Source organism: Pseudomonas cistanchae (genome assembly GCF_054483635.1).
The window spans coordinates 132074-146360 of the sequence record NZ_JBTLWN010000001.1; the positions used below are offsets into that span (position 1 = coordinate 132074).

A 14287-nucleotide genomic window follows, 5' to 3' on the forward strand; every position below is an offset into this window, starting at 1 on the left:
CTTAACCAATTTGCGAAATTTTCAGCAAATGCCGGAGGTCGTTGAGAATCGCCTTGCCCTTGCTGGTGGCGTCATAACGCAGCACCAGGTTGCCGCGCGGATCGACAATCCAAAACTGCGCGCCCTCGACGCTGCCGGCGGTTTTGCCATAGGCGGCCGGATCCAGCTGATAGCGCTCCAGCTGCGGGTATTCGCGACGCAGCTGGGCGTCATAGTCGGCCGAAAGCGGTTGGGTGATGGCCAACGCATGGGAAGCACGAGCGGTGTCGCGATTCAGACCGATATGAATCTGCCGCGCGAGAAACACCAATTCCTTGCAGGCCGAGTCGCACGCCTGTGGCGCCGTTACCAGCAGTTGCCAGCGCGGTTCGTCAGCGCCGACGACGCCGAGATCGGCGCGGGTTTGACCGGTGCCGATCAGCTCGCCATGGTAATTGCGGGTTTCCGGCACCCAGAAACGCCATTGGTACATGGCACTGGCGAGCACCATCGGGCCGATCACCACGGCAAGGATCAATAACAGTTGCAGTCGCCCGCGACGGCGTTGGCCGGGCGTTACTTCAGGCAGGGCGATGGCTGGGTTCATGGTGCGTCTCCCGCGCGTTGTGCAAACCAAGATAGATGAACAGACCAAGCAGGGCCGCCGCCAGGGCGAACCACTGCACGGCGTATCCGAGGTGTTTGTCCGGACTCATGGCGACCACCGGCCATTCGGCCTGGAAGGACGCGGGGCCGGGCTCCAGACGAACTTCATAACTCAAACCACCACGCCCCAATTGCTGCCAGAGCACATCGGGCTTCACCACGGTGAGCATGCGCGGCCAGCCTGTCGCGGGCTGACCCTGCAGCTGAAACGGCTCGCCCAACGGCACATAGACCGAGGCCTGCAGGTTCAATGAGGTGTCGGGGGTGGCGAACGTAGGCATTACACGGCGATCCGGCCAGGGTAGCCAGCCGCGATTGACCAGCAGCCAGAGCCCACTGCGCTGATCATAGAAAGGCTGCAATACCTCCACGCCGACCTTGCCGTCACGGGTGCGGTTATCCAGCAGGAAGCTGTGGTCCGCATCAAAGTAACCGTGCAGCTGCACACGCACATAAGCGGGGTCCGCATGCCGCTCCAACTCGGTCAGGCTGATCGGTGCTGCAGCTTGACGGGCCTGATGGGTCGCAAGCAGCTCGCGCTTTTCGTCCGCTCTTGCCAGTTGCCAAAACCCCAGCGCAACCAGGCCCGGAAGCAGCAGCAACACCAGCAGACTCGGCAACATTCCAGGCTTGAAGGCGCTCACTGCGCGCCCTCCGAAGCCCTGATAAAGCTGGCTATACTGCGATTGAAGCCCATTAACCTTCCCCCGGAGTCACGCATGCTGAAGGCCGCGATCGTCCTGTTACTACTGGCTACTCTGATCAGCCTGTTCAGCGGCTTGTTCTTCTTGGTCAAGGACGAAGGCCACACCTCACGCGTGGTCAACTCCCTGACCGTGCGGGTCGTGTTGACGGCCATGACCGTCGCCCTGATCGCCTGGGGCTTTTACAGCGGCCAACTGGTGTCGCACGTTACCTGGTAGTGGATCGTTGAACCGTCCCCACGGTTCAACGATTACCGTTAAAGCACGTAGACGAAAACGAACAAGCCTATCCACACCACGTCAACGAAGTGCCAATACCAGGCGGCGGCCTCAAAACCAAAGTGCTGATCGGCGGTGAAATGCCCGCGCATGATGCGCACCAGCATGACGGTTAGCATGATCGCGCCGAAGGTCACGTGCGCGCCGTGAAACCCAGTCAGCATAAAGAAGGTCGCGCCGTAGATACCGGAGCCCAGCGTCAGGCCCAGTTCGGTGTAGGCGTGGATGTACTCTTCGATTTGCAGCACCAGAAACGCCAGTCCGAGCAGCACCGTCAGCGCCAGCCAAATAGTTAATGGCTTGCGATGGTTCTTGCGCAGCGCATGGTGGGCAAATGTCAGGGTGAAGCTGGAGGTCACCAGCAGAATGGTATTGATCAGCGGCAGGCCCCACGGGCTGATGATGCCTTCAGGCGCCGGATAGAGTTTCGGATCTGGGGTGTTGAGCATCGGCCAGGTGTATTCGAAACCTGGCCAGAGCATGTTGCTGATGCCCTTGTCGCCTTCACCGCCCAGCCAGGGGCCGGACCAGTAGCGGATGTAAAACAGCACGCCGAAGAAGGCAGCGAAAAACATCACCTCGGAGAAAATGAACCAGCTCATGCCCCAGCGGAATGAGCGATCCATCTGCGGGCTGTACATGCCGGAACGGCTTTCCTTGATCACGTTGCCGAACCAGCCGAAGAACATGTAGACCAGAAACAAGGCGCCGACGACGAATATCAGCGGACCATTGGAGTCAGCCCGATCGGCTTTTATATCGTTGAACCAGGTGCCGACCCCGAAAACCGAGATCAGCATGCCGAGGGTGGCGATGATCGGCCACTTGCTTTGCGCTGGAACGTAATACTGCTCGTGACTCGACATTTATTATTCTCCTTATGGAGCGGCCCGGGTAAGGGTCGCCTGAGCAACAGGCGGTTTACTCGCAGTGATATCGAACAGGGTGTAGGCCAACGTCAGGTGGCGAACATCTGCCGGTAAGTCTCTATCAACAATAAAGCGCACCGGCATCTTGATTCGCTCGCCGGGCTGCAGCACTTGTTGGGTGAAGCAGAAACACTCGGTCTTGTGGAAGTAAGCAGCTGCCCGTGACGGCGATACGCTCGGCACGGCTTGGGCGGTCATTGGCTGATCGGTTGGGTTGTAGGCAACAAACACCATCTCGTTGCTTGCACCAGGGTGCACCTCCAGCTCGTCCGCCTGTGCGCGAAACTCCCAGACCATATCTGCCGCGTTGGTGGCGAGAAACTGCACGCGAACCTCGCGCTTCTCGTTCACCGTTTGCGAGCCCTCATACGCACTCGCCGTTTTACCGTTGATGCCGAACGCCTGGCACATCGCGTCGTAAAACGGCGGCAGTACGAATACACCGAAGCAGAACATCGCCACCGCCAGCGCCAGCAGGCGAACAACCAGGCGGCGGGTCAGACGCTCTTCAGTCATGGGCCGGACCTTTGCGGTGCGCGTGTTCGTCGCTCATGTCCGGCGGCGTACTGAAGGTGTGGTATGGCGCCGGCGAAGGCACCGTCCACTCCAACCCTTCGGCGCCGTCCCAAGGCTTAGCCGCGGCCGGCTTGCCGCCACGGATGCACTTGATGACGATGAACAGGAACAGCAACTGGGTCGCGCCGAACATGAACGCACCGACCGACGACACCATGTTGAAGTTGGCGAACATCATGTTGTAGTCGGGAATCCGCCGCGGCATGCCGGCGAGGCCGACGAAGTGCATCGGGAAGAACGCCAGGTTCATACCGATGAAGCTCATCCAGAAATGCAGCTTGCCGAGGGTTTCGTCGTACATGTGACCGGTCCACTTCGGCAGCCAGTAATAAGCCGAAGCGAAGATGCCGAAGATCGCACCGGGCACTAACACGTAGTGGAAGTGCGCCACCACGAAGTAGGTGTCGTGGTACTGGAAATCCGCCGGGGCGATGGCCAGCATCAGTCCGGAGAACCCGCCGATGGTGAACAGGATGACGAAGGCCACCGAGAACAGCATCGGCGTCTCGAAGGTCATCGAACCGCGCCACATGGTGCTGGCCCAATTAAACACCTTCACCCCGGTCGGCACGGCGATCAGCATGGTGGCGTACATGAAGAACAGCTCACCCGTGAGCGGTATTCCCACAGTGAACATGTGGTGCGCCCAGACGATGAACGACAGAAACGCGATCGCCGCCGTGGCGTAGACCATCGACGTGTAGCCGAACAGCGGCTTGCGCGCGAACGCCGGAATGATCGCGCTGACCGCGCCGAACGCGGGCAGAATCATGATGTACACCTCGGGGTGGCCGAAGAACCAGAACACGTGCTGGAACAGCACCGGGTCGCCACCGCCGGCGGCACTGAAGAAGCTGGTGCCGAAGTGGATGTCCATCAGCATCATGGTCACGCAACCCGCCAGCACCGGCATTACCGCGATCAAAAGGAACGCGGTAATCAGCCAGGTCCAGACGAACAGCGGCATCTTCATCAGGGTCATGCCGGGAGCGCGCAGGTTGAGAATGGTCGCGACCACGTTGATCGCCCCCATGATCGAACTGATGCCCATCAGGTGGATGGCGAAAATGAAGAAGGTCACGCTTTCCGGCGCGTAGGTCGTCGACAACGGCGCATAGAAGGTCCAGCCAAAATTCGGCCCACCGCCTTCCATGAACAGGGTACTGACCAACATGCCGAAGGCGGCCGGCAACAGCCAGAAGCTGAAGTTGTTCATCCGCGGCAGCGCCATGTCCGGCGCGCCGATCATCAGCGGGATCATCCAGTTGGCCAGGCCGACGAACGCCGGCATCACCGCGCCGAACACCATGATCAGGCCGTGCATGGTGGTCATCTGGTTGAAGAACTCCGGCTGCACAATCTGCAGGCCCGGCTGGAACAGCTCGGCGCGGATTACCATGGCCATGCTGCCGCCGAGCAAAAAGGCGGCGAAGCTGAACCACAGGTACATGGTGCCGATGTCTTTATGGTTGGTCGTCAGCACCCAACGCATCAGGCCTTTGGCCGGGCCGTGGTGATGGTCGTGTCCGGCATGACCATGCGTGTCGATCACTGCACTCATGTCCGTTACTCCTGAGCCTGTTTGAACGCGAGAACATCTTTCGGGGTGACCATGTCACCGAGATTGTTGCCCCATGCGTTGCGTTCATAGGTGACGATCGCGGCGATGTCGACTTCCGACAGTTGCTTGCCGAAAGCAGGCATGGAAGTGCCGGGTTTGCCGTTGACCACGATGTCGATATGACCCTGGGCCGGACCGGTGGCAACGTCGGAGCCTTTGAGTGCAGGGAACATCGGCGGCAGGCCTTCACCGGTCGGCTGATGGCAGGAAGCGCAGGCCGTGTTGTAGGCCTTTTCACCACGTGCCATCAGCTCTTCCATGGTCCACTCCTTGCTCGTCAGCTCCTTCTCGGCAGCCGCAGCCTGCTTGCGCTCGCCCAGCCAGGCGGCGTAATCCTCTTTGGATTTGGCTTCGACCACCACGGGCATGAAGCCGTGGTCCTTGCCGCACAGTTCAGTGCACTGGCCACGGTAGATGCCGGGCTCGTCGATGCGCGTCCAGGATTCGTTGACGAAACCTGGGATGGCGTCTTTCTTCACCGCCAGCGCGGGCACCCACCAGGAATGGATCACGTCCGCGGAGGTGATCAGGAAGCGCACCTTGGTGCCGACCGGCACAACCAGAGGCTCATCGACCTCGAGCAGGTAGTTTTCGCCTTTCTTGGCCTTGTTATTGATCTGATCTTTTGGCGTCGTCAGGTTGCTGAAGAACTCGACATCCTGACCCAGATATTTGTAATGCCACTTCCACTGATAGCCGGTCACCTGGATATCCAGTTCGGATTCCGAGCTGTCATAGATTTCGATCAGGGTCTTGGTGGCCGGGACCGCCATGCCCACCAGGATCACCAGCGGCACGACCGTCCAGAGAATCTCGACCGTGGTGCTTTCGTGGAAGTGGGCGGGCTCTTGCCCGGTAGAACGGCGGTGGACGAGCATCGACCAGAACATGGCGCCAAACACGACCACGCCTATCGCAACGCAGATCCAGAAGATCGTCATATGCAGGTCAAAAACTGAGCGGCTGACCTCGGTTACACCAGGCGCCATGTTGACCGTCCAGCTCGCGTGCGCCGAGCTGAATACCAACCACAGCAGGATGCCCATCCAAACTCGTGGATGTCGCGTCATTGCGGGTTCCCCTTATGATTCTTGTTATCCCGCCGGACATGCCTGCGGCTTAGGGATCGACTACCTAGACAGGTCATTGAAAAATCTACGTTTTCCATAGCCTGTAACAGCTGGCAACCGTCGAAACCTGTGCGTGCCGAAGCGCGTCCGGTGTTATCAGGTACTGCCTTTCGAGTTCGAGTATAGACCGGGAGTTTCACCTCGCAACGCGAAAGCCAAAATCAGTAATCCGGCGCAAGCCTCGCGCTAAAGCCCACGAAGGCCGGGAGCTGGAACACCTTCGAAGGCCCTTGATATAGCGCGTTCGCATAACTAAGTTTTCGCTATGACAATCAGGTCTTAACTCGGCGCCGTGGGCAGCTAAGGTTCTCGCCCATGTCCCTTATCTGGAGCAATCATGAACATCTCCGCCTTACGCGACCTTATTCAGCGCGCACAGGAGCACGAAGCCCACGGCGGCGAACTGGCTCGCCTGCTGGACGGCCAACTGAACCACCTTCACCCGTCGATTCACCTGTCGACCAGCAACGGCAGCGATGTGCTGAAACGCTTTGTGGTCGCTTACATCGAGCAGGTGCCGGAAGTGTTGGAAGCGGCCAATCAGGTGGCGCGCGAGGCGGGGATCGAGGCGCAGATCAAACCCGTGCTGAAGGTCGCCGAGCAGTTCTTCCTGCAGCCTCCGTCCCTGGTCGCCGGGCATGAGGGGCTCGACGGGTTGCTCGACGAGGCTTACCTGGCCCATCGCTTGGTCGAAGAGGTGAATGATCGCTACATCGCGCATCTTGGCCAGCCGCTGATTCCGCTGGACACCACGGTGGCCAACCTGATTGCCCATCAGCTGATTGGCGAACCCTTTGCTAACCAGCTGGATGAGGCGGTTCACCATGCGGTGGAGGGCATGCTCAGCGATGCCAGTTTCGATCAGAGCTCTGTTGTGGCCTATCGGGAACGCCTGAGCGATCCGCAGACCGAAAGCGCCTGGAAGCGTTGGCCCTGTCTGTCGCGCCGCCTGGGCGTGGAGTTGCAACTGGCTGAATCACGCGCCGCCAGCTAGGCGTGAAACCGGCCATCGTTATAAGCCTGACGATGGCTAGGCTTGCTCGGGATCATTCTTCTTCACACCACGGATATTCAACCCCGCCAGGCAGACCTGCAGCACGATCAGCGCCCAGGCTTCAGTGTGCCAACCCCAGATCGTCCACAGCAGGTTGCTCAGCAGAAAACACCAGAAACCGATGGTGCGCCGCCGTAAATTCAAGGACCCAATCAGCCAGGCGGCGACCACGGTCGCGAGCATCGCAGGCCATTGCAACAAATCGATAAAATCCACTGCAGACTCCAAAATACCTCGAGCACTGTTGGGTGGGCGCGATCGCGAATTAGTTCAGAGTGTTCGGCGCGCTTCGGGGAGCTGACCCTTCGCCAGCGCCACTGGGTCGCGGGCGAAACAGTGAAACATCCGCTGGCGCGCACGGCGCACCCTACGGTGTCCACCGCTCCGAAGGATGCCGAAGAGTGCGAAATAACGGCTCCTGAGAGTAGGGGACGGGGCGCTTAGACCGCGTCGAGTTCATGCCAGTGCGGCAGGTCGGGACCCACCCGCGAACAGGTCAGGGCGGCGGCCCGTACTGCCAGATCGAGCATGGCGTCGAGCTGTGCGCGACTGATCCCGGCCAGGCCCTGCGGGCTGTCCATGCCGTGGCGGGCGAGGTAGCTGAGCAGCGCGGCCTGAAAGGTGTCGCCAGCGCCGACGGTATCGCGGGTCTGCACAGCCTCGGCCGGCACCTGCCAATGGCCATGGGTGCGGCTGTGGACGCTGGCGCCCTGGCTGCCGTGGGTGAGGCATACCAGCTGGCAATGCTGACCCAGCCAGCGCTGGGCCACTGCCTGCGGGTCCTGGTCGGGGTAGAGCAGCGCCAGGTCTTCTTCGCTGACCTTGATCAGGTGCGCATGGGCGGCGAACGCCTCGACGCGCTGACGCCAGCGCGCAATATCCGGCTCAGGGTTGAGCCGGATATTGGGATCGAGGCTGATCAGTCGCCGTGCGCCTTCGCGGCGCAGCAGGTCCAGCAGGGTGTCGGCAATCGGCGTGACCACCAGGGAGTAGGAGCCGACATGAATGCCGCGCACCCGCTCGCTCAGTTGCGGCAGATGTTCGAGGCGTACCTGACGGTCGGCGCAGCCTTCACCGCGAAACGAATACTGCGGCGATCCCTGGGCATCGACACTGACCATGGCCAGCGTGGTCGGCGCATCGCTGGCGACCAGGTAATCGCCGCACACCCCTTCCTCGTTCAACACCTGCCGCAAGCGCGCGCCAAGCGGGTCGATGGATATACCGCCGAACAGGGCCGCCGCGCAGCCCAGGCGACACACGCCAATGGCCACGTTGAATGGCGAACCGCCGGCAATCGCCTTGAACGTTAATTCGCTCGTTCGCGCGTCGGACGCCAGGCTGAAGACATCGAACAGTGCTTCGCCGCATACCAGGTACATAGGTATCTCCATTTCCAGAGGCGCGCGTGCGCCAAGTTCGTCTGGCTTGCCGGGGTTTACTGCAACCGCATCACCTGCTCGCGGTAGCGCCGATAAACACTCTGGTATTCGGCGCTGCGCGGGTGGTCAGGCAAGGTTTCACTGCTGCTGTCGAGGCTGACGCAGCGCTGGCAGAGCTCTTCCAGGCTGGTTGCCTGGCCTTGTTGCCGCGCCAGGCACCAGGCCGCCTGAATTGCCGCGCCCAGTGCCGCCGCCTCGGTATGGGTCGGACAGATCAGCGGCGTGTCCATGATGTCGGCGACCATCTGCCGCCACAGCGGGCTCTGCGCCGCACCGCCGATCAAGCGAAGGTGCTGGCTGGCGTTGCCGCTGGCGCGCAGCAGATCGAGGCCATAACGCAAGCCGAACAGGCTGCCTTCTATTACCGCGCGGCACAGATTGGCGCGGGTCAGGTTGCCCGCAGTCATGCCCAGCAGGCTGGCCGTGGCGGTGGGCAGTGCCGGCACCCGCTCACCGTTGAAGAATGGCAGCAGCAACAGACCCTCGGCACCGACCGGGGCCTGGACGGCCAGTTCGGTGAACTGACGAATATCCAGCGCGAGCAACTGCCCAACGAGACCGCTGGCGTTGGTCAGGTTCATCGTGCAGATCAGCGACAGCCAGCCGCCCGACGAGGAACAGAAGGTCGCCACCTGCGGGTGCGGGCTGACCTGGGGTTGATCGCCGTAGGCATACAGGGTGCCGGAAGTGCCAAGGCTCATGGTCAGCGCGCCCGGCCGGACGTTGCCGGTACCGATGGCGCCGAGCATGTTGTCGCCACCTCCGCTGGCAATTAGCGCAGTCGGGCTGAGGCCCAGCCGTTCGGCCAGCGCCGGGCGAATGCGCCCGACACAGTCGTCGGCTGCGATCAGCTCGGGCAACGCCGCGACCAGCCGCCCCGAGGGATCGATGTGGTTCAGCAGCTCGCAGTCCCAGACGCGTCGGCGCACGTCGAAATAACCGGTACCTGATGCGTCGCCATATTCGCTGCAGCAACGGCCGCTGAGCCAGTAATTGAGGTAGTCGTGGGGCAACAGGATATGGGCGATTCGGGCGAACACATCAGGGTGCCGTTCGCGGGTCCAGAGCAGCTTGGAAACCGTATAGCCCGGTGCGATGGCTACGCCGAGACGCGCCAGCGAACCGGTCTCGCCACCGAGGTGATCGAGCAGGCGCTGGTTCTGCGGCGTCGATTCGGTGTCGCACCAGAGTTTGGCCGGACGCAGCACCTCGCCGTGCTCGTCGAGCAGCACCAGCCCATGTTGCTGGCCGGAAACGCCGATGCCGAGAATCTGCTGGCCGCTGATTCCAGCCGCGCTCAGGGCCTGCCGGATGGCCTGCTCGCAAGCGCTCAGCCAGTCGCTGGGCAGCTGTTCGCGGCAGCCGTTGGCGCCTTCGAGCAGCTCATGGCGGGCGCTGCCCTGGCCGAGTACCCGTCCGCTGTCAGCGTCGAGGATCAGCGCCTTGCTGCCCTGAGTGCCACAATCGATCCCGAGGTACATGGTTCAGTCACCCAAGAGGGTCTGCAGGGTGCGCGTCACGCCCAGCTTGCGCAGGCTGTCGTAGCACAGCTCGAAGGCAGAGACGAAGGCCGCCGACTGCGGGATGGCATTGCCGAAGATCACCTCGACGCCCAGCACCCGCTCACGCACCTTGTCGTCGTCAACCACCAGGGCCTGACAGAACTCGGCGCGCGGATCGGGAATCCGGTAGGTGCTGCCGGTCTCGTCGACGCCCTTCAGGTACAGCGCCCAGGCCGCGACCACCAGGGCCGCGCGTTCCAGCGGTCGGCCATCATCGATCAGCCGGTTTAGGGTCGGCACGATGAACTTGGGAAATTTCGACGAGCCATCCGAGCAAACGCGCTCGAGCTGGTCGGCGATGGCCTGATTGGAGAAGCGCTCGATCAGGGTGTCCTTGTAGCCTTCCAGATCGATGCCCGGCACCGCCGCCAGCTGCGGGGTCACGTCCAGGTCCATGAAGGCGCGCACGTAACGGCGCAGCAGCGGGTCGTTCAGGGTCTCGTGAACGTAACGATAGCCCTTGAGAAAGCCCAGGTAGGTCAACGCCAGATGGCTGCCGTTGAGCAGCTTGATCTTCATCTCCTCGTAGGGCGCGACGTCGTCGGTGAACTGCACGCCGACCTTTTCCCAGGCCGGTCGCCCGGCGACGAATCGGTCTTCCAGCACCCATTGCACGAACGGCTCACAGACCACCGGCCAGGCGTCGTCGATGCCATGTTCGGCGGCCAGCTGCTGGCGATGCGCGGCGCTGGTCATCGGCGTGATGCGATCAACCATGGCGTTGGGGAAACTGACGTGGCGATCGATCCACTCGGCCAGCCCCGCGTCGGCCAACCGAGCGAAGGCGAGCAGCGCCTTGCGCGTCACCGCGCCGTTGTGCGGCAGGTTATCGCAGGACATCAAGGTGAACGCCGGCGTACCGGCGGCGCGACGCCGGGCCAGCGCCGCACAGAGCAGGCCGAACACACTGCGCGGCGCCTCGGGATGGGCCAGGTCGTGCTGGATCTGCGGCAGATCGGCGCGAAACTCGCCCGTGCCGTCGTCAATGCAATAACCGCCTTCAGTGATGGTCAGCGAGACGATACGAATCGCCGGATCGGCCAGCTTGGCGATCACAGCCTCGGGCGAATCCTCGGCCAGCAACATGCCGCTGATCGCACCGACCACCCGCACCGGCAGGCCCGGCAGGCCCGGCCGGTCGCCCAGTTCAACCAGGGTGTAGAGGTAATCCTGGGCGGCCAGGGCGTCGCGCATGGCGCGGTCGCCCTCACGCAGACCGATCCCGCAGATGCTCCAGTCGAGCGCTTCGCCCTGGTTCATCAGGGCCTCGGTGTAGACCGCCTGATGGGCGCGGTGGAAGCCGCCGACGCCGATGTGGGCGATGCCCTGGCGGGTTGCCTCGGGGGAATAAGCAGGCAGCGCGATAGCGCCGCCCAGCAGCGGAAGGTGCTGGCGATTGAGTTTCATCGGGTAATCCTGGGTGATCGGTTAGCGCCTTGGCAGGCTGTCAGGCGGCCTGTTGCAAGGCTTTGCCCACGGCCAGGCCGTCGGCGTCAAACAGGTGGCAATGGTCGGGTTCGAAGGCCAGGTCGAGGCTGTCGCCATAACCCGGGGCAAAGTCGCCGCGCACTCGCACAGTGAGCATTTCCCCGGAAGCGCTGCGCACATGGCAGAAGGTGTCGCTGCCCAGACGTTCGCTGACATCGGCGCTGACCTGCATGCGGCCCTGGCCGGCCGGCACCACATTGAGGTGCTCGGGCCGCACGCCAAGGGTCACCGCGCTGCCGACCTGCAGATGCCCGGCGGTCTGCGCCAACGTCACCCGCGCACCGCTTTCCAGCTGTACCTCGCAGCCCGTCGCGTCACAGCGGCTGACCGCGCCGCGCAGGAAGCCCATCTTCGGCGTGCCGAGAAAGCCTGCAACAAACAGGTTGGCCGGGTGGTGATACAGCTCCAGCGGCGAGCCGACCTGCTCGACCCGCCCGCCGTTGAGTACCACCACCTTGTCGGCCAGGGTCATGGCTTCTACCTGATCGTGGGTGACGTAGATCATGGTTGCCTGCAGGTCCTTGTGCAGCCGCGCCAATTCCAGCCGGGTCTGCACGCGCAGTGCGGCGTCGAGGTTGGACAATGGCTCATCGAACAGGAAGATCTTCGGGTTGCGCACGATCGCCCGGCCGATCGCCACCCGCTGGCGCTGACCACCGGAGAGCTGCTTGGGCTTGCGCTCAAGCAGCGGCGCCAGCTCGAGAATGCGCGCGGCGTTCTGGACTTTTTCCTGCACTTCCTGCTTGCCGACGCCGGCCAGATCGAGGGCGAAGGACAGGTTCTTGCGCACGGTCATGTGCGGGTAGAGCGCGTAGGTCTGGAACACCATCGCCAGGTCGCGCTTGGCCGGCGCGGTGTCGGTGATGTTCTTGCCGTCCAGTTCGATGGTGCCGCTGCTGACTTCCTCGAGCCCGGCGATCAGCCGCAGCAGGGTCGACTTGCCGCAGCCGGACGGGCCGACGAACACGACGAATTCACGGTCGCGAATGTCCAGGTCGACACCCTTGATGATCGCGGTACCGTCGAAGCCTTTTTGCAGATTGCGGATCTTCAGATCAGCCATGAACCTATCCTCTTGTTATTTGACGGCGCCGAACGACAGGCCACGCACCAGCTGCTTCTGGCTGATCCAGCCGAAGATCAGGATGGGCGCGCAGGCAAGGGTGGAAACCGCGGAAAGCTTGGCCCAGAACAACCCTTCCGGGCTGGAGTAGGAGGCAACCAGGGCGGTCAGCGGGGCGGCGGCCGAGCTGGTCAGGTTGAGCGACCAGAACGCCTCGTTCCAGCACAGGATCAGCGACAGCAGCATGGTCGAGGCCAGCCCGCCGCGGGCGATCGGCAGCAGCACGCGGACGATTTCCTGCCAGGTGGTGGCGCCGTCCAGGCGCGCGGCTTCGAGGATGTCGACGGGGATGTCCTTGAAGTAGGTGTACACCATCCACACCACGATCGGCAGGTTGATCAGGGTGTAGATGACGATCAGGGTGATGCGCGAGTCGAGCAGGCCCATGCTCTTGGCGATCAAGTAGATCGGCATCAGCACGCCCACCGGCGGCAGCATCTTGGTCGAGAGCATCCACAGCAGCGTGCGCTTGGTGTGGCGGCTTTCGAAGAACGCCATGGAGTACGCCGCCGGCACCGCGATCAACATGCACAGCAAGGTCGCGGTAAAGGAGATCAGCACCGAATTCCAGGCGAAGCTGAAGTAATCGCTGCGCTCGTTGATGTGCAGGTAGTTCTCCAGCGTTGGCATGAAGATGAACTGCGGCGGCGTAGCAAAGGCGTCTATCTCGGTCTTCAGGCTGGTGAGGATCATCCACAGGATCGGGAAGAAGATCAGCGCGGCGATGGTCCAGGCCAGCACACCGACCACCAGGCTCTGCACGCGGCGGGATTGCTTGAGCGTCAGCATGGTCTCAGCCCTTGTCCGTGAGGTTCTTGCCGATCATGCGGATCAGCACGATGGCGGCGAGGTTGGCGATGACCACCGCGATCAGCCCGCCGGCCGACGCCATGCCGACGTCGAACTGCAGCAGCGCCTGGTTGTAGATCAGGTACGCCAGGTTGGTCGACTCGTAGCCAGGGCCACCGCTGGTGGTGGTGAAGATCTCGGCAAACACTGACAGCAGGAAGATCGTCTCGATCATCACCACCACCGCAATCGGCCGCGCCAGGTGCGGCAGGGTCAGGTGCCAGAAGATCGCCAGCGGGCCGGCGCCATCGAGGCGAGCCGCTTCCTTCTGCTCCTGGTCGAGCGACTGCATGGCGGTCATCAGAATCAGGATGGCGAATGGCAGCCACTGCCAGGACACGATCAGGATGATCGAGAACAACGGATGCTGTGCCAGCCAGTCCACCGGCTGGGCGCCGAAGAACTTCCACACTGCGGCGAGAATGCCGGAGACCGGGTGGAAGATCAGGTTCTTCCACAGCAGCGCGCTGACCGTCGGCATGATGAAGAACGGCGAGATCAGCAGCACCCGGACAATGCCACGACCCCAGAACTCGCAGGCTTCCAGCAGCGCGGAAATCAGCACGCCGAGCACCACACTGATCAGCAACACGCTGCCGACCAGCAGCAAGGTATTGGTCGCGCCGGGCATGAAGCCCGCGTCGCTGATGAAATACTCGAAATTCTCCAGGCCGACAAACTGGTTCTCGCCGGGGTACAGCAGGTTGTAGCGGATCAGCGAGAAGTAGATGGTCATGCCCAACGGCACGATCATCCACAGCAACAGCAGGCCAACCGAGGGGCTGACCAGAAACCAGCCCGGCTTGAACGAACGCCGCTTGGCGGGCAGCGCCTGGTCGAGCTCGGGTGACGTGGCGAGGGCCGAGGTGTTCATGGCGACTCCGT

Annotated in this window: 15 protein-coding genes; 2 read left to right on the forward strand and 13 right to left on the reverse strand. The window is 62.4% G+C overall.

Annotated features, from left to right (window positions below; genetic code table 11):
* Window position 1 precedes the first annotated feature (1 nt).
* Window positions 2–586 carry a hypothetical protein gene (locus ACX0MV_RS00585; protein ID WP_458980546.1) on the reverse strand — a complete coding sequence of 195 codons (585 nt, stop codon included), beginning with the start codon at window positions 584–586 and terminating at the stop codon, window positions 2–4.
* Entirely contained in the window at window positions 561–1289 is a 729-nt protein-coding gene (locus tag ACX0MV_RS00590) for an SURF1 family protein (RefSeq protein ID WP_458980547.1), read from the reverse strand. Before ACX0MV_RS00590 ends, ACX0MV_RS00585 begins: the two co-directional genes overlap by 26 nt.
* A gap of 75 nt (window positions 1290–1364) precedes the next feature.
* Between ACX0MV_RS00590 and ACX0MV_RS00595 the strand changes: the two genes are divergently transcribed.
* On the forward strand, window positions 1365–1568 hold the full coding sequence (locus tag ACX0MV_RS00595; RefSeq protein ID WP_458980548.1) for a twin transmembrane helix small protein: 204 nt from the start codon (window positions 1365–1367) through the stop codon (window positions 1566–1568).
* Window positions 1569–1606: 38 nt separating this feature from the next.
* Here the strand turns inward: ACX0MV_RS00595 and ACX0MV_RS00600 are convergent, their stop codons facing one another.
* The 4 genes from ACX0MV_RS00600 to coxB are packed head-to-tail and all read right to left on the reverse strand — an operon-like array spanning window position 1607 to window position 5824.
* Window positions 1607–2494, reverse strand: coding sequence for a cytochrome c oxidase subunit 3 (locus tag ACX0MV_RS00600; RefSeq protein ID WP_458980549.1), 888 nt, complete (start codon window positions 2492–2494; stop codon window positions 1607–1609).
* 12 nt (window positions 2495–2506) lie between these two features.
* Window positions 2507–3073: a cytochrome c oxidase assembly protein gene (locus ACX0MV_RS00605; protein WP_458980550.1), complete on the reverse strand. Its 567-nt coding sequence runs from the start codon at window positions 3071–3073 to the stop codon at window positions 2507–2509.
* Window positions 3066–4694 (reverse strand): cytochrome c oxidase subunit I, encoded by a 1629-nt coding sequence (gene ctaD / locus ACX0MV_RS00610; RefSeq protein WP_458980551.1) that lies wholly within the window; start codon window positions 4692–4694, stop codon window positions 3066–3068. Before ctaD ends, ACX0MV_RS00605 begins: the two co-directional genes overlap by 8 nt.
* Before the next feature lie 5 nt (window positions 4695–4699).
* On the reverse strand, window positions 4700–5824 hold the full coding sequence (coxB, locus tag ACX0MV_RS00615; RefSeq protein WP_458980552.1) for a cytochrome c oxidase subunit II: 1125 nt from the start codon (window positions 5822–5824) through the stop codon (window positions 4700–4702).
* Between the two features lie 397 nt (window positions 5825–6221).
* Between coxB and ACX0MV_RS00620 the strand changes: the two genes are divergently transcribed.
* On the forward strand, window positions 6222–6878 hold the full coding sequence (locus ACX0MV_RS00620) for a hypothetical protein (protein WP_458980553.1): 657 nt from the start codon (window positions 6222–6224) through the stop codon (window positions 6876–6878).
* A 36-nt stretch (window positions 6879–6914) separates the two neighbouring features.
* On the opposite strand, the gene ACX0MV_RS00625 is transcribed toward ACX0MV_RS00620, so the two are convergent.
* The 7 genes from ACX0MV_RS00625 to ACX0MV_RS00655 form a co-directional block, all read right to left on the reverse strand.
* On the reverse strand, window positions 6915–7121 hold the full coding sequence (locus ACX0MV_RS00625) for a hypothetical protein (protein WP_458981733.1): 207 nt from the start codon (window positions 7119–7121) through the stop codon (window positions 6915–6917).
* A 257-nt stretch (window positions 7122–7378) separates the two neighbouring features.
* Window positions 7379–8320, reverse strand: a complete 942-nt coding sequence (locus ACX0MV_RS00630) for a carbohydrate kinase family protein (protein ID WP_458980554.1) — start codon at window positions 8318–8320, stop codon at window positions 7379–7381.
* Between the two features lie 56 nt (window positions 8321–8376).
* On the reverse strand, window positions 8377–9861 hold the full coding sequence (xylB, locus tag ACX0MV_RS00635; RefSeq protein WP_458980555.1) for a xylulokinase: 1485 nt from the start codon (window positions 9859–9861) through the stop codon (window positions 8377–8379).
* A gap of 3 nt (window positions 9862–9864) precedes the next feature.
* Window positions 9865–11349 carry a mannitol dehydrogenase family protein gene (locus tag ACX0MV_RS00640; RefSeq protein WP_458980556.1) on the reverse strand — a complete coding sequence of 495 codons (1485 nt, stop codon included), beginning with the start codon at window positions 11347–11349 and terminating at the stop codon, window positions 9865–9867.
* Between the two features lie 40 nt (window positions 11350–11389).
* Entirely contained in the window at window positions 11390–12493 is a 1104-nt protein-coding gene (locus ACX0MV_RS00645; RefSeq protein WP_458980557.1) for an ABC transporter ATP-binding protein, read from the reverse strand.
* Between the two features lie 15 nt (window positions 12494–12508).
* The gene (locus tag ACX0MV_RS00650; RefSeq protein WP_458980558.1) at window positions 12509–13342 is read right to left on the reverse strand and encodes a carbohydrate ABC transporter permease; all 834 of its coding nucleotides are present in this window, start codon (window positions 13340–13342) and stop codon (window positions 12509–12511) included.
* Between the two features lie 4 nt (window positions 13343–13346).
* The gene (locus tag ACX0MV_RS00655; RefSeq protein WP_458980559.1) at window positions 13347–14276 is read right to left on the reverse strand and encodes a carbohydrate ABC transporter permease; all 930 of its coding nucleotides are present in this window, start codon (window positions 14274–14276) and stop codon (window positions 13347–13349) included.
* Window positions 14277–14287: the final 11 nt, after the last annotated feature.